The sequence below is a fragment of the Mumia spirodelae genome (assembly GCF_050632745.1).
Taxonomy (GTDB): Bacteria; Actinomycetota; Actinomycetes; order Propionibacteriales; family Nocardioidaceae; genus Mumia.
In genome coordinates, this window is the sequence record NZ_JBODSD010000001.1 from 289,162 (window position 1) to 311,423 (window position 22,262).

The 22,262-nt window shown below is 70.1% G+C and carries 21 protein-coding genes; 13 read left to right on the top strand and 8 right to left on the bottom strand.

The window, feature by feature from the left end:
* Nucleotide 1: 1 nt before the first annotated feature.
* Nucleotides 2-379, bottom strand: coding sequence for a Zn-ribbon domain-containing OB-fold protein (locus tag ACQSSQ_RS01480; RefSeq protein ID WP_431326759.1), 378 nt, complete (start codon nt 377-379; stop codon nt 2-4).
* A gap of 102 nt (nt 380-481) precedes the next feature.
* Here ACQSSQ_RS01480 and ACQSSQ_RS01485 point away from each other — a divergent pair, with 102 nt between their 5' ends.
* Genes ACQSSQ_RS01485 through ACQSSQ_RS01500 form a run of 4 tightly spaced genes read left to right on the top strand, consistent with a single transcriptional unit; the run spans nt 482 to nt 4,562 of the window.
* The gene (locus ACQSSQ_RS01485; protein ID WP_431325257.1) at nt 482-1,651 is read left to right on the top strand and encodes a CaiB/BaiF CoA transferase family protein; all 1,170 of its coding nucleotides are present in this window, start codon (nt 482-484) and stop codon (nt 1,649-1,651) included.
* Complete coding sequence (locus ACQSSQ_RS01490; protein WP_431325258.1) at nt 1,641-2,783, top strand: acyl-CoA dehydrogenase family protein; 1,143 nt, start codon at nt 1,641-1,643, stop codon at nt 2,781-2,783. Before ACQSSQ_RS01485 ends, ACQSSQ_RS01490 begins: the two co-directional genes overlap by 11 nt.
* Nucleotides 2,767-3,798, top strand: coding sequence for an acyl-CoA dehydrogenase family protein (locus ACQSSQ_RS01495; protein ID WP_431325259.1), 1,032 nt, complete (start codon nt 2,767-2,769; stop codon nt 3,796-3,798). The genes ACQSSQ_RS01490 and ACQSSQ_RS01495 overlap by 17 nt, the downstream gene beginning before the upstream one ends.
* Complete coding sequence (locus tag ACQSSQ_RS01500) at nt 3,795-4,562, top strand: enoyl-CoA hydratase/isomerase family protein (RefSeq protein WP_431325260.1); 768 nt, start codon at nt 3,795-3,797, stop codon at nt 4,560-4,562. Before ACQSSQ_RS01495 ends, ACQSSQ_RS01500 begins: the two co-directional genes overlap by 4 nt.
* An 81-nt stretch (nt 4,563-4,643) precedes the next feature.
* On the opposite strand, the gene ACQSSQ_RS01505 is transcribed toward ACQSSQ_RS01500, so the two are convergent.
* Both ACQSSQ_RS01505 and ACQSSQ_RS01510 read right to left on the bottom strand, forming a co-directional pair.
* Nucleotides 4,644-5,159: a DUF4234 domain-containing protein gene (locus ACQSSQ_RS01505; RefSeq protein WP_431325261.1), complete on the bottom strand. Its 516-nt coding sequence runs from the start codon at nt 5,157-5,159 to the stop codon at nt 4,644-4,646.
* Between the two features lie 94 nt (nt 5,160-5,253).
* Nucleotides 5,254-5,859, bottom strand: a complete 606-nt coding sequence (locus ACQSSQ_RS01510) for a pentapeptide repeat-containing protein (RefSeq protein ID WP_431325262.1) — start codon at nt 5,857-5,859, stop codon at nt 5,254-5,256.
* Between the two features lie 149 nt (nt 5,860-6,008).
* Here ACQSSQ_RS01510 and ACQSSQ_RS01515 point away from each other — a divergent pair, with 149 nt between their 5' ends.
* The 6 genes from ACQSSQ_RS01515 to ACQSSQ_RS01540 all read left to right on the top strand — a co-directional run bounded on the left by ACQSSQ_RS01515 (nt 6,009) and on the right by ACQSSQ_RS01540 (nt 11,461).
* Nucleotides 6,009-6,602 carry a hypothetical protein gene (locus ACQSSQ_RS01515; protein ID WP_431325263.1) on the top strand — a complete coding sequence of 198 codons (594 nt, stop codon included), beginning with the start codon at nt 6,009-6,011 and terminating at the stop codon, nt 6,600-6,602.
* Nucleotides 6,603-8,003 carry a M4 family metallopeptidase gene (locus ACQSSQ_RS01520; protein ID WP_431325264.1) on the top strand — a complete coding sequence of 467 codons (1,401 nt, stop codon included), beginning with the start codon at nt 6,603-6,605 and terminating at the stop codon, nt 8,001-8,003.
* Between the two features lie 210 nt (nt 8,004-8,213).
* Complete coding sequence (locus ACQSSQ_RS01525) at nt 8,214-8,843, top strand: hypothetical protein (protein WP_431325265.1); 630 nt, start codon at nt 8,214-8,216, stop codon at nt 8,841-8,843.
* Between the two features lie 49 nt (nt 8,844-8,892).
* Nucleotides 8,893-10,005 carry an ACR3 family arsenite efflux transporter gene (gene arsB, locus ACQSSQ_RS01530; protein WP_431325266.1) on the top strand — a complete coding sequence of 371 codons (1,113 nt, stop codon included), beginning with the start codon at nt 8,893-8,895 and terminating at the stop codon, nt 10,003-10,005.
* Nucleotides 10,002-11,039, top strand: a complete 1,038-nt coding sequence (locus tag ACQSSQ_RS01535) for a metalloregulator ArsR/SmtB family transcription factor (RefSeq protein WP_431325267.1) — start codon at nt 10,002-10,004, stop codon at nt 11,037-11,039. Before arsB ends, ACQSSQ_RS01535 begins: the two co-directional genes overlap by 4 nt.
* Nucleotides 11,036-11,461: an arsenate reductase ArsC gene (locus tag ACQSSQ_RS01540; protein ID WP_431325268.1), complete on the top strand. Its 426-nt coding sequence runs from the start codon at nt 11,036-11,038 to the stop codon at nt 11,459-11,461. The genes ACQSSQ_RS01535 and ACQSSQ_RS01540 overlap by 4 nt, the downstream gene beginning before the upstream one ends.
* Nucleotides 11,462-11,464: 3 nt before the next feature.
* On the opposite strand, the gene ACQSSQ_RS01545 is transcribed toward ACQSSQ_RS01540, so the two are convergent.
* The gene (locus ACQSSQ_RS01545; RefSeq protein WP_431325269.1) at nt 11,465-12,895 is read right to left on the bottom strand and encodes an FAD-dependent oxidoreductase; all 1,431 of its coding nucleotides are present in this window, start codon (nt 12,893-12,895) and stop codon (nt 11,465-11,467) included.
* A gap of 83 nt (nt 12,896-12,978) precedes the next feature.
* Here ACQSSQ_RS01545 and ACQSSQ_RS01550 point away from each other — a divergent pair, with 83 nt between their 5' ends.
* Nucleotides 12,979-13,341, top strand: a complete 363-nt coding sequence (locus ACQSSQ_RS01550; protein WP_431325270.1) for a metalloregulator ArsR/SmtB family transcription factor — start codon at nt 12,979-12,981, stop codon at nt 13,339-13,341.
* On the opposite strand, the gene ACQSSQ_RS01555 is transcribed toward ACQSSQ_RS01550, so the two are convergent.
* Both ACQSSQ_RS01555 and ACQSSQ_RS01560 read right to left on the bottom strand, forming a co-directional pair.
* Nucleotides 13,342-14,562, bottom strand: coding sequence for an MFS transporter (locus ACQSSQ_RS01555; RefSeq protein WP_431325271.1), 1,221 nt, complete (start codon nt 14,560-14,562; stop codon nt 13,342-13,344).
* Between the two features lie 389 nt (nt 14,563-14,951).
* A complete protein-coding gene (locus tag ACQSSQ_RS01560) occupies nt 14,952-15,437 on the bottom strand; it encodes a hypothetical protein (RefSeq protein ID WP_431325272.1) in 486 nt (161 codons plus the stop codon).
* Between the two features lie 434 nt (nt 15,438-15,871).
* Between ACQSSQ_RS01560 and ACQSSQ_RS01565 the strand changes: the two genes are divergently transcribed.
* Together ACQSSQ_RS01565 and ACQSSQ_RS01570 are read left to right on the top strand one after the other, a co-directional pair.
* Nucleotides 15,872-16,345: an ATP-binding protein gene (locus ACQSSQ_RS01565; protein ID WP_431325273.1), complete on the top strand. Its 474-nt coding sequence runs from the start codon at nt 15,872-15,874 to the stop codon at nt 16,343-16,345.
* Nucleotides 16,346-17,087: 742 nt separating this feature from the next.
* Nucleotides 17,088-17,651, top strand: a complete 564-nt coding sequence (locus ACQSSQ_RS01570) for a hypothetical protein (RefSeq protein WP_431325274.1) — start codon at nt 17,088-17,090, stop codon at nt 17,649-17,651.
* 391 nt (nt 17,652-18,042) lie between these two features.
* On the opposite strand, the gene ACQSSQ_RS01575 is transcribed toward ACQSSQ_RS01570, so the two are convergent.
* The gene (locus tag ACQSSQ_RS01575; protein WP_431325275.1) at nt 18,043-20,793 is read right to left on the bottom strand and encodes a phospholipase D-like domain-containing protein; all 2,751 of its coding nucleotides are present in this window, start codon (nt 20,791-20,793) and stop codon (nt 18,043-18,045) included.
* Complete coding sequence (locus ACQSSQ_RS01580) at nt 20,790-22,262, bottom strand: hypothetical protein (RefSeq protein ID WP_431325276.1); 1,473 nt, start codon at nt 22,260-22,262, stop codon at nt 20,790-20,792. The genes ACQSSQ_RS01575 and ACQSSQ_RS01580 overlap by 4 nt, the downstream gene beginning before the upstream one ends.

A 22,262-nucleotide genomic window follows, 5' to 3' on the forward strand; every position in this document is an offset into this window, starting at 1 on the left:
CTCAGGCCTCCTCGACCGCGAAGCAGGGCAGGGGGATCTCTCCCTCGTCGCCCTCGACGAGGGAGGCGCGGACCCGCCGTCCGATCAGGGCGCCGTCGGAGGGCAGGACGGTGATCCGCGACAGCATCCGGAAGCCCTCGTCGAGGTCGACGAGGACGACCGCGTACGGGTCCCTGCCCCGTGGGTGCAGCGTGGTCGCGGAGTACACCGTGCCCAGGCCCGCGGAGGGCTCCCACGCGAGCTCGGTCGAGCCGCAGGTCGGGCAGATCGTACGAGGGGTGAAGACGGCGGCCCCGCAGGCCGCGCACCGCTGGAACGCGAGCACTCCGTCGGTGAGGAGCTGGTCGTACGCGGTCAGCGGGGGGAGGTCGCTCGGCACTGCTCTCAAGGGCACTCCTCGACGTGAGATCTAGACAGTGCATTCACGATAGTATACATTTCTGCATGTGATCAAGCCCACGCGAAAGGAAAGTCGCGCCCTATGAGTGACACCCCAGCGCCGCGCGGGCCGTTCGACGGCATCCGCGTCCTCGACCTGACACGGGTCGTCATGGGCCCCCTCGCCACGCAGATCCTGGCCGACCAGGGAGCGGACGTGGTGCTCGTCGAGGCCCGGGGTGGCGACACCAACCGGGTGATGGGCCCCGGGCCGCACGCCCAGCTGTCCGGCATCGCGCTCAACCTGCTGCGCAACAAGCGCTCGATCGACATCGACCTCAAGACCGAGAGCGGCATGGACGTCGTCCGTCGCCTGGTCGAGACGTGTGACGTGGTCGTCGCGACCATGCGGCCGCAGGTGCTCGTGCGCCTCGGCCTCGACTACGACTCGCTGCGTGGGATCAAGCCCGACCTCGTCTACTGCCAGGCTCAAGGGTTCCCCCTCGACAGCCCGCGAGCAGGGGAGCCTGCGTACGACGACATCATCCAGGCCGCCAGCGGCGTCTCCGACATGGTCGAGCGGGTGACGGGTGAGCCGTCGCTGCTCCCCACGATCTTCGCCGACAAAGTCTGTGGGCTGGTGATGGCGCAGGCGATCAGCGCTGCGCTGTTCCACCGCGAGCGGACGGGCGAGGGCCAGCACGTGGAGGTCGCGATGCAGGAGGCGACCGCCGCGTTCGTGCTCGCCGAGCACGGCAGCGGCGCCATCGCGGAGCCCCCGGTCGCCGACTCCGGCAAGGAGGCGTCGGGCTACCCGCGCGTGCTCTCGCCCGAGCGGCGCCCGCACCCGACCAAGGACGGGCTGGTGCACCTGTTCCCCTACCTGCCCAAGCACTACGCGGCCCTCTTCGGTGAGGCGGGGATGCCCGGTGCCGCCGACGATCCTCGCTACGAGGACCAGCGTGCGACCCTGCAGAACTCCGACTCCCTCTATCGCGACGTCCGCACCATCGCGCCGTCGCGCACGACACAGGAGTGGCTCGACTACTGCCGCGACGTCGGCATCCCCGCGACGAAGGTCGCCTCGCTGCAGGACCTGGTCGACGACCTCCCCGTGGTCGAGCACCACGCGGCGGGCCGCTACCGGGTGATCCCCGCGATGGCCCGCTTCTCGGCGACACCAGGTGGCCTGCGCCGCCACGCCCCGCTGATCGGGGAGCACACCGACGACGTGGTCGCCGAGCTCACCCTGGAGGACAGCCGTGCGGTTTGACGTCACCGAGCTGACCGACAGCGAGCTCGCGCTCCAGGCGGAGGTCGCCTCCTTCCTCGACGCGCGCCTGCCCGCCGGGAGCTATCCGCCCGGGCTGGGTATGGCGGGCGCGGTCGACCCGGAGTTCTCCCGCGACCTCGGGGCGCAGGGGTGGCTCGGCATGTCGCTGCCCGAGGAGTACGGCGGCCACGGACGCACCGCCGTCGAGCGGCTGGTCGTGGTCGAGCAGCTTCTCGCGCGCGGTGCGCCGGTCGGCTACCACTGGATCGGCGACCGCCAGCACGGTCCCAACATCGCCATGAACGGCACCGAGGACCAGAAGCGCGCGCTGCTCCCGGGCATCGCCAGCGGGGAGTTCTCCTTCGCGATCGGCATGAGCGAGCCCGACTCCGGGTCCGACCTGGCGTCGCTGCGCTCGCGTGCGGTGCCGGTCGACGGCGGGTGGCTGCTCAACGGCACCAAGATCTGGACCACGGGCGCCCACCACGCGACCCACATCCTGGCGCTCTTCCGTACCTCCGACGACCGCCACAGCGGCCTCACGCAGTTCGTCGTCGAGCGCCACACGCCCGGCCTCACGGTCTCGCCGATCCCGTTCATCGACGGCACGCGGGACTTCTGCGAGCTGTCGTTCGAGGACGTCTTCGTTCCCGACGAGCGCAGACTCGGCGACGTCGGCTCCGGATGGGGGCAGAACACCGCCGAGCTGGCGTTGGAGCGCGGCGGCGCCGATCGGTGGCTGTCGTTGATGTGCGTCCTCGAGCACTGGGCGGCCGCGCAGGTCCGCAGGCAGGGACCGCAGGCGGCCGCTGACCTCGGCGCCATCACGGCGCGGCTGTGGGCGTTCCGCGGCATGTCGCTCTCGATCGCGCGGATGGTCGACGAGGGGAGGTCGCCGGTCACCGAGGCGGCACTCGTCAAGGAGATGGCGACCCGCTTCGAGCAGGAGTGCGTCGAGACGGTCGTACGACACCTGGGGCGCGAGCCCGACCTGAACGCCGAGGACCCGTACGAGTCGCTGCTCGCCCGCGCCGTCCTCGTCTCGCCGTCGTGGTCCATCCGCGGCGGGACCAACGAGATCCTGCGCACCGTCATCGCGAAGGGACTGAGGTCCGATGCACGCCGATCCTGATCTGCGCCAGCTCGCCGACACATACTTCGAGGACCGGTACGGCCACGAGGTCGTCGCCGCCGCGGAGGACGCCGACCTCGACGCGGGGCAGTGGAAGGAAGTCGTCGACCTCCAGCTGAACCTCATCGCGATCCCCGAGGAGCACGGCGGCGCCGGCGGCACCCTCCCCGATCTCGTCGCGGTCCTGGTCGCCGCCGGGCGCAACGCCGCGCCGCTCCCGCTGGTCGAGGCCAACCTCGCGTCATGGCTGGCCGGATGCGCGGGCCTCGCCGCGCCGACGGGGGTGTCAGGCGTCGCGGTCACCGGCGATGTCGTGGTCGACGGGGACCGGCTCTCCGGGACGTTGCCGAAGGTGGCGTGGGGGCGCAGCCTGGACTCGGTGGTCGTGGTCGCCGGCGCACAGGTCGTCCGGATCGACGGCGCCCACGCCGTCGTACGACGCGGTGTCGACCTCGCCGGCCAGCCGCACGACGACCTCACGTTCGACGGAGCCCCGGTCGAGCGCGGGCGTGCAGCGGTGCCGGCCGAGCAGCTGAGGCTGCGCGGGCTGCTGCTGCGGGCGGCGCTGATGGCCGGCGCGACCGACGGCGCGTTCGCGCTCACGCGGTCGTACACCGACGAGAGGGTCCAGTTCGGCAAGCCTGTCGGCCGTTTCCAGGCCGTCGCGCAGCACGTGGTGACGTTGGCGCAGGCGGCGTCGATGTCGCTGCTCGGCGTCGAACGCGCCGCCGCCGCGATGGAGCAGCGCGAGGCCGCCTTCGAGGTGCTCGCCTGTGACACTGTGGTCCGCGAGAACGCGGCGCTCGCGGCACGCGCGTCCCACCAGGCGCACGGGGCCATCGGGATGACTCAGGAATACCGCCTCCAGCAGCTCACCCGCCGCCTCAACGCCTGGCGCCTCTCGCGTGCCTACGGCGGTGGCTCGGCCGCCGCCCTCGGGACAGCCGTGTCCGCGCAGCCGTCCCTCGCCCGACTGATCTTCGACGCCGCACCCACGCTGGAGGATGCACGATGACGAACGCCCTGACGGTCTCCCTCGACGGCAAGGTCGCCGTCCTCGAGTTCCACCGTCCGCCGGTCAATTTCTTCGACCGGGAGCTGCTCAGTGAGATCGCCGACGCGGCCGCCGAGCTGGCCGACGGCGACACCTGCCGCGCCCTCGTGCTCTGCTCCGAGGGCAAGCACTTCTGCGCCGGAGCCAACTTCGGTGAGGGAGGACTGGGGGAGGAGCGTGCCGCGGCCTCCCGCGCGATCTACACCGAGGCCGTTCGGCTCTTCGAGATCGGTGTCCCCGTCGTCGCGGCGGTGCAGGGCTCGGCCGTCGGCGGGGGCCTCGGTCTGGCGTGCTCGGCCGACTTCCGGGTCGCGGCGGAGTCGAGCCGGTTCCACGCCAACTTCTCCGCGCTCGGCTTCCACCAGGGCTTCGGGCTCAGCGTGTCGCTCCCGCGCATCGTCGGCGAGCAGACCGCGGCGGACCTGCTCTACACGTCCCGTCGCCTCACCGGGAGCGAGGCGCACGCGGTCGGTCTCGTCGACCGGCTCGCGGAGGAGGGGGAGATCCGGTCGACGGCTCTCGAGCTGGCGCACCGGATCGCTGCCAATGCGCCGCTCGCCGTCCAGTCGATGAAGGCGACCCTGCGGGCCGGCCTCGCCGACCAGGTGCGCACGGTCCTGGAGCGTGAGCTGTCCGAGCAGACGCGGCTGTGGGCCACCGAGGACAGCGCAGAAGGCGTCCGCGCGAACCTCGCTCGGGAGACCGCCGTGTTCCACGGCCGCTAGGCCCTGGTTGGAGGTTGCCCGCGTCCGCTGACGCGCGGAACACGCGGGTCGCGCGGCGCCCCGCGGCTCGCGGCGGTGCCCTCAGCGAGCGCCGAGCGAGCGCCAGTACGCGTTGAGCGCGCCGTTCGTCTTGATGAACCACACGAACGGGCCGACGAGGATGAACATCCCCGGGAAGTACCAGAGGCCCGTCGCGCCGCTGACCGGCTTGGCCTGTCCGCGCCGCTCATACAGGCCGCCGACCTCGCTCGAGGTGATGTACGGCATCACGATGCTGACGAAGAACGCGAGCAGCAGGGCGATGCCGCCGCCGAGCCCGGTGCCGGAGTGCCGCTTCATCTCGGCGTGGGTCTTGTACCACCAGACGAGCGTGTAGATGCCGAGCGTGACGATCGCCAGGAGGATGCACACGCCGGTCGAGCGGACCTTGCCGACCGGACCCGATCCGGGGGCGTAGGCCTGCGGCACCCCTGGGGCGTACGGGGCTGCGTCCGCGGCGGGTGTCGGTGCCGCCTGGAGCGGGCGGGCCTCGGGGGCGAGCGTGTTGGCGATGTCGTTGGGCTCTGCCGGCGCGGGCGGGACGGTCGGATCGGTCATCGTGATCACCTTCGGGTCGGGGGATTGCCGCCCGGACCGTACCGGTTCGCCAGGGTCGCCCGCGGGCGTTTGGCGGATCGGGTCGCCCCGACGCTCAGTCCTCGACGCGGATCCCGAGCGAGTCGGCGAGGAGCGGAGCGAGGAGGGTGAGCTGGAGCGGGCTGATCGTGACCCCGCGCAAGGAGGTCACACCGACGATCTCGCGCAGCTCGGCCCCGCGGAGGTCGAGGTCGGTCGAGGTCGTGTGCTGCACGTCGAGGCGGGCGATCGTGCACCCGACGAAGCTCACGCGCAGCGCCGTCGCCTGCACGAGGTCGAGCTCGTCGATCACGCAGTCGGCGAAGACCACGTCGCGAAGGTGGGCGCCGCGCAGGTTGACGAAGGACAGCTTGCACCCGGAGACGCGTACGGACTCCCACGTGCTGTCGTACACGTCGGCGGAGCCGATCCGGCCTCCGTCGACGTGCACGTCGCGAAGCGTGGCGCGCGGTCCGCGCAGCACGGCGACGTTGACGCGCTCGAGCACGGACTCGCGCAGCCGCCCACCTGACAGGTCGACGGCGTCGGCCGTGAGGTCGCGGAGCACGAGGCCCTCGAGGTCTGCCGATGGCCGGAGGTCGTCCACCGTGCCCTCGACGAGGTCGTCCACGGCAAGCGCGTCCAGCTGCGGAGCGCGGGTCTTCGTACGCCTGCTGCCCACGGGTGGTCCCTTCGGTCGGCCGGCTTGCCGGCTCGCGGACTCGTCAGGGTACGGGCGGGGGCTGACAGCCGCCGTGCTCTGCCCCCACCGCCGGGTTAGATTGCCCGAGATCCCCCGTGAACCCGCGACCGACGGTCCCGAGGAGAGCCATGCGCGCACGACGGTGGACAGGAGCCGGGGCTCTCGCCCTGGCCGCAGCGCTCACGACGGGTGGTCTGGCGGCTCCCGGCCGTGCCTCCGCGGCACCGGTCGACCCGGTGCCCGCCGACGAGGCGGCGGCGGCGAAGGCACGCCTGCGCGCCGACGCGACGGCCCCGCTCGCGACCGAGACTGCGGACGGGGTGCTCGCGTTCGCCGGCGCCGCGGTGGGGAGCGTCGACAACCCCGGTGTCGACGAGGGCTCCAGCGTGGCTGCGGCGGCACGCGCGCACCTGGCGCGCTACGGTGCCGCGTTCGGCGTGGACCCGGGCACCGACCTCGTGCGCACCCGCAGCACCCGCAACGCCGCCGGCCAGGACGTCGTCCGCTACCGCCAGGAGATCGACGGCGTGCCGGTGCTCGGCGGCGAGCTCGCCGTGTCGCTGCGGCCGGACCGTCAGCTCGGCTCGATCCTCTCGACCGCGTCCGCGGCGACGAGGCGCAGCGCCGTCACCGTGACGGAGGCGACCGCCTCCGCGACCGCTCGCGCCGTGGTCTCCAAGGTCACCGAGGGCCGGTTCCGGCTGGTCTCCCAAGGCACCTAGGTGATCGACCCCGCGGTCTCGGGACTCACCTCCGTCCTCGGCGCCCGCACCGCCTGGCGGTTCGAGGCCGTCGGCGGCCCGAGCCTGCGCCGGATGGTCCTCGTCGACGCCACGAACGGTCGCCTCCTCGCCGACCAGGACCTGATCGCCTCCCTCGACCGGGTGGTCTGCGACAACGCCAACGTCCGCGTCGACGAGCCGTCGCCGTGCACGGCGGGCTTCGCGCGGGTCGAGGGCCAGCCGTCGACGGGGCTGTCCGACGTCGACGACGCGTACGACCTGGGCGGTGCGACCTCGGGCTTCTACGACGCCATCGGTGGTCCCGACCTCACGGAGCTCCTCGGGCTCGACGTGGGCGGGACGAAGCGGCTCGCCTCGACGGTCCGCTTCTGCTACCTCGACGCGCAGCAGCCGTGCCCGTACGAGAACGCGTTCTGGAACGGCGACCAGATGGTCTTCGGCGAAGGTTTCGCGCAGGCCGACGACGTCGTCGCGCACGAGCTCACTCACGGTGTCACCGAGAAGACCGCGAACCTCCTCTACTGGGGGCAGTCCGGGGCCATCAACGAGTCGATGTCGGACGTCATGGGGGAGATCGTCGACAGGCGCCACGTGACCGCGGCGGACGATCCGTCGGACTGGTCGATCGGCGAGGACCTCGACATCGGTGCGGCACGCGACATGGCAGACCCGACGCGCTTCGACCATCCGGACCGGATGACCAGCGACCTGTGGTTCGCCGACCTCGGCAACCCGCCGTACCAGGACCAGGGCGGTGTGCACCTCAACAGCGGGGTCGGCAACAAGACGTTCTTCCTGATCTCGCAGGGCGGCTCGTTCAACGGCCGCACGGTCACCGGCCTGGACGCCGGCGACACGTCGCTCACCCAGTCGGCGACGCTCTACCTCGCGGTGCTGCAGTCCTTGCTGTCCGGCAGCGACTACGCCGACCTCGGCAACGTCCTGGTCCAGACCTGCGACGACTTCGTGGCCGCCTCGGCGGACGGCTTCACGGCCGACGACTGCCAGCAGGTCCGGAGCGCGGTCGCGGCGACGGAGCTCGACCAGACCCCGACGAACGCGCCGCAACCCGCGGACGCACCGGACACCTGCCCGGCGGGCACCACGAAGCGGACGCTTCTCGACAGCGAGACCGGAACCCCGACGACCACCTTCGTCGCCGGCGCGCTGTGGACGCGTGACCCGGAGCTGGTGCCGCCCAACGCCACGTCCGGGACGGAGTCGTGGTTCGGGCTCGACCCGCTGCCGAGCGCCGGAGACCCGTACGCCTCGTCGCTGACGGCGCGCACCCCTGTCACGGTGCCGAGCGGGCAGAAGTCGTACCTGCACTTCCAGCAGTGGCGCGTCTTCGAGTGGGACCCGGCGAGCGGCCTCGGCTGAGACGGTGGCACCGTCGAGCTGGCCCGTACGACCGGGACCCCCGTCGACACCGCGGGGCTGCCGTGGGTCAACGGTCCCGACGACGTCCTGGTCGAGGACCCGAGCTTCCCCAACCCGAACGCCGGCAAGAAGGCTTTCGGCGGCGACAGCTTCGGCTGGGTCGCCAGCAGGGTCGACGTCTCGTCGTTCGCCGGGTCCGCCGTCCGGCCGGTGTTCACCGTGCGGGGGGACCCGGTCGGAGCGGTCTACGGCTGGTACCTCGACGACATCGAGCTCTACACCTGCGACCTGCCGCGGATCAGCAACCTCGCTGCTCCGAGGATCGTCACGTCGGTCCGCTATCCGGCGACGCTCGCGGCCACGTCGGACCGGTGGAGCCCCGCGGCCGTGCGCAAGGCGTACCAGTGGCTGCGCAACGGTGCCGCGATCCCGGGTGCGACCGGTGCGACGTACCGGCTCGTCGCCGCGGACGTCGGCAGGCGCCTCTCCGTGCGGGTCACCGCCTCGGCCACGGGGTACGTCGCGCGGGCCGCCACCAGCAACGCGACCGCGGCGGTCCTGCCCGGCCGCCTCGTCGGGGCGACGCCGAAGATCCGCGGCACGGCGCGCGTCGGGAAGGTGCTGAAAGTGTCGCGCGGCAGCTGGGGGAGCGGGGTGCGGCTGCGTCAACGGTGGTACCGCAACAGCAAGGCGATCCGCGGAGCCACCGGCACCTCGTACCGGCTGACCCGCAAGGACCTGCGCAAGCGGATCTCGGTGAAGGTCACGGGAACGAAGGCCGGTTACGCCGCGACGACGCGCGCGTCGCGGCCGACGGCGAAGGTGCGCCCACGGCCCTGAGGAGATCGTCTGCTTGACCGTCTGCATCGATACGCATCAAAATAGATGCATGTCGATACAGCGCGCGCCGATCGTCGCCGACCCAGGCGTCCGACGGCTCTCCACCCTCGACCGCTGGCTCCCGCTGTGGATCGGCTTGGCGATGGCTGCAGGGCTGCTGCTCGGCCGGTTCGTCCCCGGGCTGTCCGACGTCCTCGCCGCGCTCGAGGTGGGGGGCATCTCGGTGCCGATCGCGCTGGGCCTGCTGGTGATGATGTACCCGGTGCTGGCGAAGGTCCGCTACGACAAGGTCGCCGCCGTGACCGGAGACAAGAAGCTCCTGGTGAGCTCGCTGGTCCTGAACTGGCTGGTCGGGCCCGCGTTGATGTTCGCGCTGGCGTGGATCTTCCTCGCCGACCTGCCGGAGTATCGGACCGGGCTGATCATCGTCGGACTGGCGCGCTGCATCGCGATGGTGGTGATTTGGAACGACCTCGCGTGCGGCGACCGCGAGGCGGCCGCGGTGCTGGTGGCGCTGAACTCGGTGTTCCAGGTCGTGGCGTTCTCGCTGCTCGGGTGGTTCTACCTCACCCTGCTGCCCGAGTGGCTCGGGCTGGACACCCAGGGGCTCGACGTCTCGGTCGGTCAGATCGCCCTGAACGTCGTGGTCTTCCTCGGTGTCCCGCTCGCCGCCGGGTTCGCGACACGGTGGATCGCGGAGCGGCGCAAGGGACGTGCCTGGTACGAGGAGCGGTTCCTGCCCCGGATCGGTCCGTGGGCCCTGTACGGACTGCTGTTCACGATCGTGCTCCTGTTCGCGCTGCAGGGCGAGGCGGTGACGTCGAACCCGTGGGACGTGGTCCGGATCGCTCTTCCGCTGCTGGTCTACTTCGCCGTGATGTGGGGCGTGGGGATGGCGGCCGGGAAGGCGTACGGCCTGGGCTACGCGCGGTCGACGACGCTCGCGTTCACTGCGGCGGGCAACAACTTCGAGCTGGCGATCGCGGTCGCGATCGGCACGTTCGGCGCCACGTCCGGGCAGGCGCTCGCCGGGGTGGTCGGACCGCTCATCGAGGTCCCCGTCCTGGTCGGGCTGGTCTACGTGTCGTTGTGGCTGGGCCGACGGTGGTTCGGTGTCGACCCGTACGCTCCCGCTGCCGCACCGCAGGAGGTGTCTCGATGACCACGACCTTGCTCCCGCTGGTGGACGCCGACTGCACGCCTGCCGCCGCGTCGCACGCCATCGGCACGGAGGTCGCGTCGACGTTGGCGACCACGCTGAAGGCGCTCGCGGAGCCGCTCCGGCTCCGGATGCTCTCGGCGATCGCGTCCAGCCCGACCGGCGAGTCGTGCGTGTGCGACCTCGCCGAGCTGGCTGACGTCTCGCAGCCGACGGTGTCGCACCACCTGAAGGTCCTCAAGGACGTCGGCGTCCTCGTCTCGGAGCGTCGCGGCACCTGGGTCTGGTACCGAGTGGCGGACGTCTTCAAGCCCGCGGTGGCGACGCTGCTGGACTCGTTCGCGCCGGCGGTGCTCGACCACCGGCTCGACGAACGCAACGAGAGCGGGTTGAGCGACGTCGACGCGGCCCTCGTGCGGCTCGCCGACGAGCTCGGCACCTCGTCCTCGGTCGAGCCTGCTCTGGTCCTCGCCACGGTGCGAGAGTCGTACACCGCGCTGGCCCGGTCGGCCACGGTCACGCCTCACCTGATCAGCCTCACCGCGCGGTTCGCGCGTCAGCGCCTGGACGACCTGGTCCGCGACCGCGAGGGCGCCCGCCCGCAGGTGCTGTTCGTCTGCGTCGCCAACGCTGGGCGGTCGCAGCTGGCGGCCGCCCTCGTCCGGCATTACGCCGGCGACCGGGTGGTGGTCCGGTCGGCCGGTTCGACGCCCGCCACGGCCGTGCACCCCGACGTCCAGGAGATGATCGCCACTCTCGTCGACGACCCCGGCACGGCGTACCCGAAGCCGCTGACCGACGACGCGGTCCGCGCCGCGGACGTGGTCGTGACGATGGGGTGTGGTGACGTCTGCCCGGTCATCCCCGGCGTCCGCTACGACGACTGGTCCGTCGGCGACCCCGCCCTCGCCTCTCCCGAGGGGCTCGCGGCCATCCGGAGCGAGATCGACCGACGGGTCCGCCTGCTGCTCGCCGACCTGGTTCCTGACCTGACCCTCCCCACTGAAGGATCTGCGCTCGAAGGAGAAGAACGATGACCGACTCCCGCCCCCAGGTGCTGTTCGTCTGCGTGCACAACGCGGGCCGCTCCCAGATGGCCGCCGGGTTCCTCACCGCACTGGGTGCAGGCGCGGTAGAGGTCCGCTCGGCGGGATCGATGCCCGCTGAGCAGATCAACCCGGTCGCGGTCGACGCGATGGCCGAGGTCGGCATCGACATCCGCGCCGAGGTCCCCAAGGTCCTGACCGACGACGCGGTCGAGGCATCCGACGTCGTCATCACGATGGGGTGCGGCGACGCCTGCCCGTACTTCCCCGGCAAGCGCTACGAGGACTGGAAGCTCGACGACCCCGCCGGCCAGGGCATCGACGCCGTCCGGCCGATCCGCGACGAGATCCGTGCCCGCGTCGAGGTCCTCCTCGACGAGCTCGGCGTCACCCCCGCGGGTTCGGTGGGCTGACCGTCAGCCGCAGCAGCTGCTGTTCTCGGAGTCGCCGGAACGGCCGTGCGCGACGCCGGTGGCGAAGCCGATCCCGACAGGGGTTGCGGCCGTGAGCGTGAGGAGCTCCGGCTCGGCCGGGGCACTCCCGCAGCAGGAGCCGGCGACCTCGTTGCCGTCAGCGTCGAGCGCCAGGTCCGACGAGCACACGCCGGTCGCCGGGAGGTTCAGCTCGACCGCGTCGGCGGCGGCACGATCGCCGGCGAGGGCGGCCGCGATCGAACGGACCTGCTCGTAGCCGGTGGCGAGGAGGAACGTCGGCGCTCGCCCGTACGACTTCATGCCGACGATGTAGAAGCCGTCGTCGGGGTGGCTCAGCAGCTTCTCGCCGTGCGGGGGCACCGTGCCGCAGGAGTGGAAGTTGGGGTCGATCACCTCCGCGATCTGCGCGGGGCACTCGAGTGCCGGGTCGAGCGAGAGCCGGACCTCACGCAGCATGTCGAGGTCGGGGCGGAACCCGGTCGCGTTCACGATCGCATCGACGCTCAGGTCGAGCGCGGCGTCGCGTGAGCGTCCGACGACGCGGACGCGGTCGTCGGACGCCTGGAGCTGGTCGATCTCGACGAACGTGCGGAGCTCGACCCGACCTGCGTCGACAGCCGCCTTCAGTCGCGTCCCCAGGAGCCCACGTGCAGGGAGCTCGTCGTCGGTGCCCCCGCCGTACAGGCGTCGCGCCGAGCCGCCGCGGATCGCCCACGTGATCCTGGTGCCGGGCTCGTCCTCGGCGAGCGAGACGAGGCTGAGGAGAGTGTTGGCGGCGGAGTGCCCCATCCCGACCACGAGCGTGTGGCGGCCGGCGAAGCGGGGGCGCTGCTTGCCCAGCACGTCGGGCAGCGGCCCGGTGACGAACCGGCTCGCGTCCGCCTCGCCGAGTGCGGGCAGGCCGCCGACGCCGAGCGGGTTGGACGTCTCGTACGTGCCGGAGGCGTCGATGACGGCGCGGGCGAACAGGTCCTCGACGCTCCCGTCGGCCGTCAGGACGCGGACCCGGTAGCCGTGCCGCTCGCGTCCGATCGTGCGGGTCTTGTCGTTCGTCAGGCGCGAGACGCCGAGGACCCGCGTGCTGGTGCGGATGCGGCCGGAGAGCTGAGGAGTGGCGGCGAGCGGGGCGAGGTAGCGGTCGACGAGCTCGCCGCCGGTCGGGAGCCCGTCGAGGTCGGGGACGTCCCATCCCGTGGTGTCGAGAAGTCGCTGCGCCGCGGCGTCGATGTCGTAGCGCCACGGCGAGAAGAGCCGCACGTGCCCCCACGAGGCGATCGCCGCCCCGACCTGTTCGCCCGCCTCGAGCACCAGCGGGTCCAGGCCGCGCTCGAGGAGGTGCGCCGCCGCGGCGAGGCCCACGGGGCCGGCCCCGATCACGACCGTCGGAAGACTCTCACGTGCGATCTCGGTCATCACCACTCCTGATCAATCGAAGAACGTCGATATCTGCGCGGTGAATATATCCACATTCTTCGATGCGTGGCAAGATGGGCTGCATGAGCGCGACGATCCCTCTCGAGATCACCCCGACGGCGGGCGCCTGCTGCGCGCCCCTCGTGCGCACGGCGGTCGACGCCGAGACCGCCCGCGACCTCGCGCGCCGGTTCAAGGCGCTCGCCGACCCGGCGAGGGTGCAGCTGCTCTCGATCGTCGCGGCGCACGACGGCGGCGAGGCCTGCGTCTGCGACCTGACCGAGCCGGTCGGACTCAGCCAGCCCACCGTCAGCCACCACCTCAAGATCCTGGTCGACGCCGGGCTCCTGACGCGTGAGAAGCGCGGTGTGTGGGCGTACTACTCGCTCGTCCCTGGTGCGTTGACCGACCTGGGCGCGGCACTCGACGAGACCGCCGCTCGCTGATCAGGCGAGAACCGGTCGGCGCGGGATCGTCAGCGGCGCGAGCAGCGTGGCGAGGACGGCCAGCGCCGTCAGGACGCCGAAGGCCTCGGGATAGCCTCCCAGCGACTCCGCCAGCGCCGTCCCGAGCCAGGGCGAGAGCGCGACCGCGAACATCAGCGGTGCCGACAGCAGCCCGTTCAGCGCGCCGTACTGGCGCACGCCCCACCGGTCCGTCACCGCGGTCGCCTGGATCAGGGTGCACACACCCCGGGCCGTCCCGGCGAGGAACGAGACGAGCGCGAGGAGCGCGTACGGTCCGGGGACGACCGCAAGGAGGAGAGTCGTCGCGGCGACCGCAGCCAGCACCAGCGTCGTACGGCCCGCGACACCAGTGGCCCGCTCCAGGCGGCGATATCCCAGGCGGCCGCAGACCTGGCCTACTCCGCCGACTCCCAGCACGACCGCTGCTGACGGGGTGCTGAGGCCGCGTTCGAGCAGCATCGGCACGAGGTTGATCACGGCGCCGTACATCGCGGCCGCGGCGAGGCAGATCGCGGCCGTCAGAGCCAGGAAGGCGCTCGACCGCGACGCTGGGGGCAGACCCGCGGTACGGGGCGACGCCGTCGCCCGCGTGGCGACCTGGGGCCACGGGTGGTTCAGCCCCCACCAGTGCAGCGGGACCGTCACCAGCAGCACCGCGGCGAGGGCCCCGTACGTCCCCCTCCACCCCAGGACGTCGAGGAGCCCCGCCGCGAACGGGGCGAACACCGTGCTGGCCAGGCCGGCGACCAGCGTCACGGCCGTCAGCGCCTGCACCCGGCGCACGCCGCCCCAGTGGGTCAGCGCCGCGAACGCAGGTGCGTAGAGGGTCGCCGCGGAGGAGACCCCGACCAGCAGCCACGCGGCGACGAACCAGGGCAGGCTCGGCGCCCAGGCCACCGCCGATGCCGCGACGACCCCGAGCGCGGAGCCTGCCGTCATGACGACGCGCGGACCACGGTGGTCGATCCACCGGCCGACGGCGACACCGGTCAGGCCGGCGACCACCTGACTCACCGAGAACGCTGCGACGACGGCGCCCTTCGGCCAGCTGGTGTCCGCGACCAGCTCCGACAGGACCACCGGGAACGCGTAGTACAGGACGCCCCAGCTGACGATCTCGGTCACGCACAGCACCGCTGTCGCCCGACGCAGCGCCCCTCGGTCGAGGGCCCGGTCGGCCGGGGCGGTCTGCGGGTCCATCGATCCTCCGTCGCCTTGCCAGCCCGCCGAGCGTACGTCGACGTACTCCAGTGACGCCACGGGATCTGTGCCCCTCTCCGACGCCGCTGCGAGCCTCGGGCGCACCGGGTCCCGGCCCCCGTCCCCTCGCGTTGCTGCATACTGACCGCCACGGGCCTCTGGGGGATCAGGAGAATAGTGCTGACGTGCGAGGTTCGGACTATTAACTCCGGTGGGCATGGTCGATCGGGAACGCCGAAGCCGCTGTTGAGGAACGGTTGGTGTTCTCCAACGCGGTTGATGGTGCGGGGACGCGGCGCCGCCGCAATACATACCCGGAGGGCCGCGCCGGCGTCTGCCGGCTCACCGAAGGGACCGCGGGTCGTCGGCCGTCTGCCCGGAGCATCAGTTCAGAGTCTCCACTGAACCCGGCACGCCACAGTCCGCCACCTCATCAGGCGGAAGCCAGGTGTCTCACGGGTCACGGCCACGGCAGTGTCCGTGGTCACCGTCCGGGTAGGCGAGCGAGTGACGCCTACCCATCGGGCGAGCTGTCCGCCGGCCGCGAGCTCGTCAACGAGAGACATGAGTTCGGCCCGTGACGTCAACTGGCACGGGTACGCGCCGTCGATGTCGCTCCAGTCTTCGTCGTCGCCGTCCTGCGAGGCGGCGAAGACCAGCCGCTCTACGACAACTGGTGCCGGCATCCCTGCCGCGAGAAGTCCGGTGATGTCGTCCTGAAGCTGCCAGCAGAGGGAGAACGACTCGCGGCGGGCCGTGTCGCCGTCGATCTTTGCCTGCCAGGCGAGGACCCCGTACGACGTCAGGGCAGCAACGACGGCCGAGACGAGAGCGGACACGACGGCCCCGGTCACGGACACGAGTGCAGGTTTCATGCCGGGCACCGTAGAACGGTCTCCGGCACAACGTCGCGTCCATCGAAGGAGTGTCTCGATGGTGCTACTCGCATTTGCCGATAGAACCGGCAACCCGGCAGTCTGAACCGCCCCGGCGTGTTCGGAGGGCTATGGACACCAAAGAATCCGCCCACCCGTTTCTGGCAACGTGAAGCCGACCGCGAATCCGCCTGGTCACTGAGCCGATGCCCACCTACGGAGACATCCCGACAGCGCCACGTCTCGGGGCTTTCGCACTCAGGCGAGCAAGCCGGGAACAAGTTCTCGAGCATGCAGGCTGGCACAACGTTGAAGTGGGGGTCCTTCGGCGCGCGGCTGCGCGCCAGTTGAGCCGCGCAAGTTGGACGGTGAGGAACTATTCGAGTCGACGAGCTCGCGACCTACCGGCCCTGGACTCCGCGTCGAATGTGTAGTTGATCGGCCACCCGGCGTCGGGAAGACGCTTCTGGCCGTCGGAATCGGACGGACCGCCGCCGAGGCGGGTTCCGGACCTACCTCACCACCGCCGCCGACCTTGCCGCCCGCTGCCACCGCGCCGCGATCGAGGGCCGCTGGGCCACCACCGTGCAGTTCTTCGCCGGACCCACGCTCTTGGTCTCGACGAGCTCGGCTACTTGTCGCTGCCCGGCGAAGCCGCCTCGGCACGGCTCCAGGTCGTGTCCCGGCGCTACCTCACGACCAGCATCGTGCTCACCATCAACCGCGGCGTCGCGGGCTGGGGTGAGATCCTCGGCGACACCACCGTCGCCGCCGCGATGCTCGACCGGCTCCTGCACCGCTCCGTCGTGCTCAACCTCGACGGCGGGTTCTACCGCCTGCGCGACCACCACGCCAGGAACGAAGCACTCCGATCCACCGCGACCGGCACCCGCCGACCGCTACCGTGACCACCGCCCAGGGTGGGGACTTCCGATGAACATCACTGGGGAAGTTCGGCGAGCGCCATCGTTCGCGGAGTGCTGGGATTCCAACGCCACTAATTCGATGAGCCTCGGCGGAAAGCCCCGGTGGCTTAGTACTCTTCGTCGTCTCCATCGACCGCAGCACGTACCGTTGCGCGGCACAACCCGGAATGATCAGCCATCAGTCCGCAGCTCCAAAGGGTCCCCTCGGCGTCCGGCTCCTCACCGAAGCAGGGAGCCAAGGCGTCAATACTTCTCGGCGCCTCGGACCCCGGTCCCCAAGTGAGGTACCAGCTGGAGAGGTAGTAGCCACGGTCTCGGACTTCCACCCAGGACGATTCGAGGAAATCGGTGCTCAGGTTCCCGATGAATGTGGCGTGCGGCCCGTCGTGTCCAGCGGTAAGAGGGCAGCGATACCAACGTGACTCGTCGGTGGGTCGACGAGTCGATGACCACAGTGGATTCATCCCACGGATGGCAAGCAGTTCCTTACGCTCGGCCAGCGTCAACTCGGACGCGCTGCCGCAATAGCTGTCGGGGGCCTCTCTCCACACCCAATCCCACCACGTCGGCGGGTTGGCCTCGGTCGCGTCCCTCGCGCATTCCTCCACTTGAAGAGCGTACGGGGTCTGTCCGATGAACGGTGGGCTGGGTGGTAGTTCCTGCCCGGTATTCATCGAATCTCGGGATCGAGAGGCTGGCCGTCATTCGGTATACACTTCAGTGCATGCCGCGCAAACATGCCCGTCAGCGCGCTCGGTACAACGAAGCCGTCGGGCAGGAGCGTGGTGCGTTGTATCGGCACGCGCTAACTCGCGCCCAGTCGGCTTATGACGATGGGTATTTCCTCGAAACGATCGCGCTGGTGGAGTCGCTCATGGCCGACCGGCTTGAGGCTCTGCTTTCGCTGATTGATGGAAGTCCCGTGAAGTTTGGAACCGTGGGTGAGGCCGTCGTCGAACTCAAACGCCGGTTTGCGACAATCCCAGGCGTCGACGACGTCGCCCTGTTCGCGGAGGTCACCGCCTGGAGTCGAGACCGGGCCCGTTGGATTCACGAGTTCGCGAAGCTGTCTGCGGTGGACAATCTTGGTTGGGACGAACGGGTCGCCGATGCGAGACGAGTGGCTGAGCAAGGATTGGCTCTACTGAAGCGGGTGACTGCCGAGTCAGCTGCTGTTATGCGGTCGGCACGCGCGGATACTCAACGGATCCCGGCAGCGCCTGAACTCCCACCACAGCCGATTCCCGTTGAGATGGGTTCAGCAAGAAGAGACACTGATCCGCGATGAACTCGCCAACGTTTGCGACGAAACGGAGCCTTCTTCTTCGTCGATGACTTCGGGGATGTCTGCACCGGTGAGGGGCCCAGTTCGGCGATGTTGTCGTCGCACTTGGAGTACGTACCCAACGTCGTTTCCGGACCCTTCCCCCCGGCCCGACAGCATGTCGTAACGGGTCGAGTCGGCCGGGCCCCTCCACAGCAAGGAGGGCCAAAGCGGGTCTACTCCGGCAAGCTCACCCCGAGTTCGCCGGAGCATCCACACCGAAGCTGGTGCCCTGCCAGCGTCCGCGCCGTCTCCGGTGGACTGCCCCGGCTCCGTGCGCCGTTGATCCAGCAATGTGACCTGCTTGCTGGCGGATGGCCGGCTCTGAGCTGCGTCGGCGCAACGTTCGCGATGTTCACCCAGCCCTGTCTTCGTCCGAGAGGCCACCGTCCAACGTCCCCCTCGCAGCGTCCGAGGAATGGCCGATGCAGCATGGCGGACTTTCAGGCGAATCCACACCCAGCGACGTCAGCACCGCCGCGGCCTCATCGGTTCGGTGGTGCTTCGGTCGGTTCACCACGTCAGGGAGTAGCCCGGTCCCCTCGCCGCTTCGAAGTGCGCCGCGCAACGCCCGAGCCGCGTCGGCGGGGCGCCGGCGCGGGCGAAGTTGCTGGTGGCGCCAGCGCGGGCTGTGCTCGTGGCTGAAGACGGTGACCAGATCGGGTGATCGCCACGCCACGCAGGCCCAAGCGCCGGCTTCCGTCGTGACCCAGACGACGATCCCGTCGTGGTCCTGCGCGAATCCGATGGCCTCTAACGCCGTCAACGCGGGCGGTTGGCCGCCGCCGAGGATGTGCATCGAGGTAAGCGATGGGCGATGGAAGTCGAGTCCCCTGGCCTCCATCGCCGACGAGAGCTCGGCGAGGGGGTCGTGGCCGAGGAGGTCGTCGCGGGTGCGGATGACGTGGCTGGTGGTCAGGGTGCCACCGTTCACGGTTCTCAGGCCCGTTACGTACGCCTCGATTGATTCCTCACTCGCTGCCTCCACGAGGTGTCCGACGGCGTCACGAGCTTGCGTGAACCGCACGGTGGGCCCGCTGCCCACCATCACGTCCGTTCGCTGGCGCATCACGGTGAGTGCAACAGCGGCCAGCGACGCAACGCGCTCCTCGATCTCCCGGGGTTGGTCGGGTGCAGGAAGGCCGCGGACAAGGTCGCGCACCAGATCGAACGGTTGCTGATCATCCTCTTCCCAGTTCCCCGCGGTCCACAACGCGAGCGTGATCCGGAGGACCAGCAGCCGCGACGGGACAGTCAGGGCGGTGGCCTGGCCTGCGGCCTTGACTGCCCAGGTTCGGCGCGACTTCCGCAGGTGCTCTGCGTCGTCGGTATGGTCCACGGCCTCCACTGCAGCAGCTTCGGCCCCCTTTTCGGTGAGGGTCTCGTCGACCTCGGCGGCCTCCTCGTCGCCCTGGAGACCGACGGCTTGTTCGTCGGTGATGATGTCGCCCCACGGCACCGGCGAGGAGTCGGGCGTCGCCGACATCGGGAGAGCGAGCAGCCACGAGGTGAGGCTGGGACCGTAACGGCGGTCACTGTCGGTTTGAAGCCATAGCCACGGCTCGAACGGGTCGGTTGCGCCTCGATCGAGATTGACCTGCTCGCCTTCGCTGGCGCCAGGCGAGGGGGGCAGCCGGGCGTTCGTGACGTCGCTGGCAAACCCTGCGAGTTCAGCCTGGATGAGGTTGAGCAGTTCGAGGTCATCGCCGAACAGGTCAGCCGCTCGGGACCGATGGAGCCGTGAAGGCTTCGCTGCGGGCGTCGCCCGAGCATTGACCCGATTTTCGTCGGTCACAAACACCGGAGCCGTGGGCCCGATCACCGCGTGGGCGGTGCGGACACGGGACCCCGCCGGCACCGACGTCTCGAAGACGCCGGACGCACTCCCTTCCGGAATCTCACCGAGGAGGGACCAGAGATCTGGGTGGTCACTGCGGTGCGAGATCTCGACCACGACGTCTCCGTCGCTGATACCGCTCAGGAAGACCGACAGCTGGTTGTCCTTGATCGTGGCCGCCAGCACACGCACTGCGCGGGCGCTCGACCCGTTCGCAACGCCATCGTCCGCGTCGACTCGGGCCGGGATGGCGTCGGCTTGGATCGGCTCCCCACCGGGAAACAGGCTGGTTTCGACCGGACCGACGACAGCGAGCTCGTAGTTGCCGAAGCTGACTGGACGGTTGAGTAGTCCGGCGGCCGACAGGTTGGGACTGCCGGTCATCGCGGATCGGGACCCGTCGAACGTGACCCACTCGATCAACTTTCCATGGCGGTACCGCTGCTTGCTCGTTCCCGGCGATTCCGGATCCCGCAGCAGAGTGACGTCTGCGCCCATCCGTTCCCGGTAGCTCGTTAGCGTTGCGTCGAGCGCGACAGGATCGACGTCAGTCCAGCCCGGCTGCAACGCGATGGCGACCGTTCGAGGTTGCAGCTGGTCGAGGAGCCGGCGGATACCGTTCGCGTTGTTGTCGTGGAAGGCAGCAGACAGGTACAGATCGGCGACCGGGTCCGTCGGGAGCCGCTCGATCAGCGGGCCGTCCCACGACGCGTAGACGCGATGCCCGGTGTCTACCGGGGGAGCCCGGTCGAGCAGCACGTCGAGACAGCGGACTGTGCGTGCGACCCCCCGTGAGGTGATCGGGTCCAGAACCCCGAGCCGGCCGAGCCCAGAAAGCGCATCGCGGATGCCAGCGAAAGCGATCGGCATGCCGTCCACGCCGCCGGTGAAAACGGTGAGGAGCTCGCGGTTGTACTGCCAACCGCCCAGCGTGAGGTTTCCAGAGCCGACCGCGGCGAGCGCGCGTTTCGGTCCCACGAGAACGGTCAGCTTGGGATGAAACGCGCCCGGCTGGTCGACCAGACCGAACTGGTACGAGCGTCCGGCGTGCCTCACCGCGCGGACGTCCGGCACCCACACGTTCGCGTCAGCGACGACGGTGATCCGCGCGCCGGTGGCTCTCATCAAACCCAGGAGACGCGCCTCGAAGAACCCGAGGTCGACGTTGAACGTCAGGACGAGCGCTTCCTCGACCTGCTGGTCGCGGTGCTGCTCCTCTTCCAGCACGTACGGGTAGAGGGTTGCGGCCTGAGCTGCTGTCGCAGTCACGCGGCCCTCCCGGACTCGGTGAGCTCCCACCGCTCGTCGACACGTGAGACCAGACCGATACCGGCCATGACCTCGAACGCCGAGTTCCACCGAAGGGCGACACCGCCGCCTCCCTCGTCTGAGTCCTTGAACACGTACCCGTCACGGACATACACGCGGGTCGGCACCCTGAAGCGCCCGGTCCCGGCGTCGAACGAAGCCTTCGTGAGCGCAATACGTTCAGCGCGGGCGACCAGCTGCTGGGTCACCCAGACCGCGAAGTCGCGCAGCGGACGATCGGCCCATTCGGCCAGCCGATCCTGAAGCCAACTCGGGGTCAGCTGCTGATACTGCTCATCGCGACCCCCTTGAAAGTACGCCTGAGTTCGGGGCTCGAGACGACCGGCACGGCTGGCACCGATGACCAGGCGCGAGAGGTAACGCTCGGCCGGCCCGAGGTCCTGCACCTCGTGACTGAACTCGGCTCCGATGAGGCGTGATCCGTCCATTCCCGCGGGCCGTGAGTCGACGAACTCCCGAACGGTGCCCACTGGCAGGTCGTCGGCGAGCGCACTACCCAGTGCGTCGATCGACATGAAGCCCTCGATCGCGCCGACGAGATGGCGCCATAGGTTCCGCCAGCCCGCGACCGTGAAGTTGCGCAGCGCGACGCCTGTCCACGCGGGTAGGACCTCAAGAGAGCTCAGGGACGGGTCCTTGCCGACCTCACCGAAGGCAAGGGCTTGGTCCAGGTTTCGGGCGGCCGTCTCAGGGGCCATCTCGGTCAGGCGGAGCAGCATCCGCAACGACTGCGATCGCCGGTCGTCGTGGTGCATATTTGCCGATGAACGTGGCATGAGAAGCTGCTGCAGCATCCGCCCGTCAGCCGATGCTCGAGCTCCGCACATGCACAGGTGGTGAGCGTCGACGAGTGTGTCTTGCGACAGAGTCGGACGTGCGGCGAGATCGAACAGGCCGTCGAATCCCTCGCATAGTGCGGTGCGGTCTGCGTTGGGTCCGGGGACGGTCGCCTTTCCCTCCGAGGCGAGCAGCCCCATGGTGAACTCCGAGGCAAGGTAGGGCCCCCAGAATCCCCACCCGGACTTCGCGTAGGCGCCGTCGGCGGAGAGGCCGTCGATGTCGACGCCGTTAGCCACGCGTGAACTGAGATAGTCCGAGCCGTGCGGCGATCGCATGCCGGCGTGCGCCGCTGTATCTGCGGACCCATGGGCAATCGAAATAGCGCCGACTACAACCTCGACACGCCGCAATAGGCGCCTCGTCTCCGCGAGGTCCAGCGACCGCTTCGCCGCCTCAGCGAACACCGCGGCGTGAAGCGTGTAGTACCGCGCGTGGGGCGTGACTGTCGTGATGCCAGGCATCAGATGCCCCACCTGGGCCATCGCATGGCGCTCGACGGCGAGCGGAAACCTCCCGGCATACCGGCCGTCGTCGCCATCCGTCCAGACTGGACCAACCGCTCCTGACAT

What these genes read in the sequence shown, in the direction of transcription:
- ACQSSQ_RS01570 (WP_431325274.1), top strand. Translation starts at nt 17,088, where the DNA reads ATGCCGCGCAAACATGCCCGTCAGCGCGCTCGGTACAACGAAGCCGTC.
- ACQSSQ_RS01580 (WP_431325276.1), bottom strand. Translation starts at nt 22,262, where the DNA reads ATGTCAGGAGCGGTTGGTCCAGTCTGGACGGATGGCGACGACGGCCGG.
- ACQSSQ_RS01550 (WP_431325270.1), top strand. Translation starts at nt 12,979, where the DNA reads ATGAGCGCGACGATCCCTCTCGAGATCACCCCGACGGCGGGCGCCTGC.
- ACQSSQ_RS01560 (WP_431325272.1), bottom strand. Translation starts at nt 15,437, where the DNA reads ATGAAACCTGCACTCGTGTCCGTGACCGGGGCCGTCGTGTCCGCTCTC.
- ACQSSQ_RS01535 (WP_431325267.1), top strand. Translation starts at nt 10,002, where the DNA reads ATGACCACGACCTTGCTCCCGCTGGTGGACGCCGACTGCACGCCTGCC.
- ACQSSQ_RS01540 (WP_431325268.1), top strand. Translation starts at nt 11,036, where the DNA reads ATGACCGACTCCCGCCCCCAGGTGCTGTTCGTCTGCGTGCACAACGCG.
- ACQSSQ_RS01545 (WP_431325269.1), bottom strand. Translation starts at nt 12,895, where the DNA reads ATGACCGAGATCGCACGTGAGAGTCTTCCGACGGTCGTGATCGGGGCC.
- ACQSSQ_RS01515 (WP_431325263.1), top strand. Translation starts at nt 6,009, where the DNA reads ATGCGCGCACGACGGTGGACAGGAGCCGGGGCTCTCGCCCTGGCCGCA.
- ACQSSQ_RS01505 (WP_431325261.1), bottom strand. Translation starts at nt 5,159, where the DNA reads ATGACCGATCCGACCGTCCCGCCCGCGCCGGCAGAGCCCAACGACATC.
- ACQSSQ_RS01500 (WP_431325260.1), top strand. Translation starts at nt 3,795, where the DNA reads ATGACGAACGCCCTGACGGTCTCCCTCGACGGCAAGGTCGCCGTCCTC.
- ACQSSQ_RS01555 (WP_431325271.1), bottom strand. Translation starts at nt 14,562, where the DNA reads ATGGACCCGCAGACCGCCCCGGCCGACCGGGCCCTCGACCGAGGGGCG.
- arsB (WP_431325266.1), top strand. Translation starts at nt 8,893, where the DNA reads ATGTCGATACAGCGCGCGCCGATCGTCGCCGACCCAGGCGTCCGACGG.
- ACQSSQ_RS01485 (WP_431325257.1), top strand. Translation starts at nt 482, where the DNA reads ATGAGTGACACCCCAGCGCCGCGCGGGCCGTTCGACGGCATCCGCGTC.
- ACQSSQ_RS01495 (WP_431325259.1), top strand. Translation starts at nt 2,767, where the DNA reads ATGCACGCCGATCCTGATCTGCGCCAGCTCGCCGACACATACTTCGAG.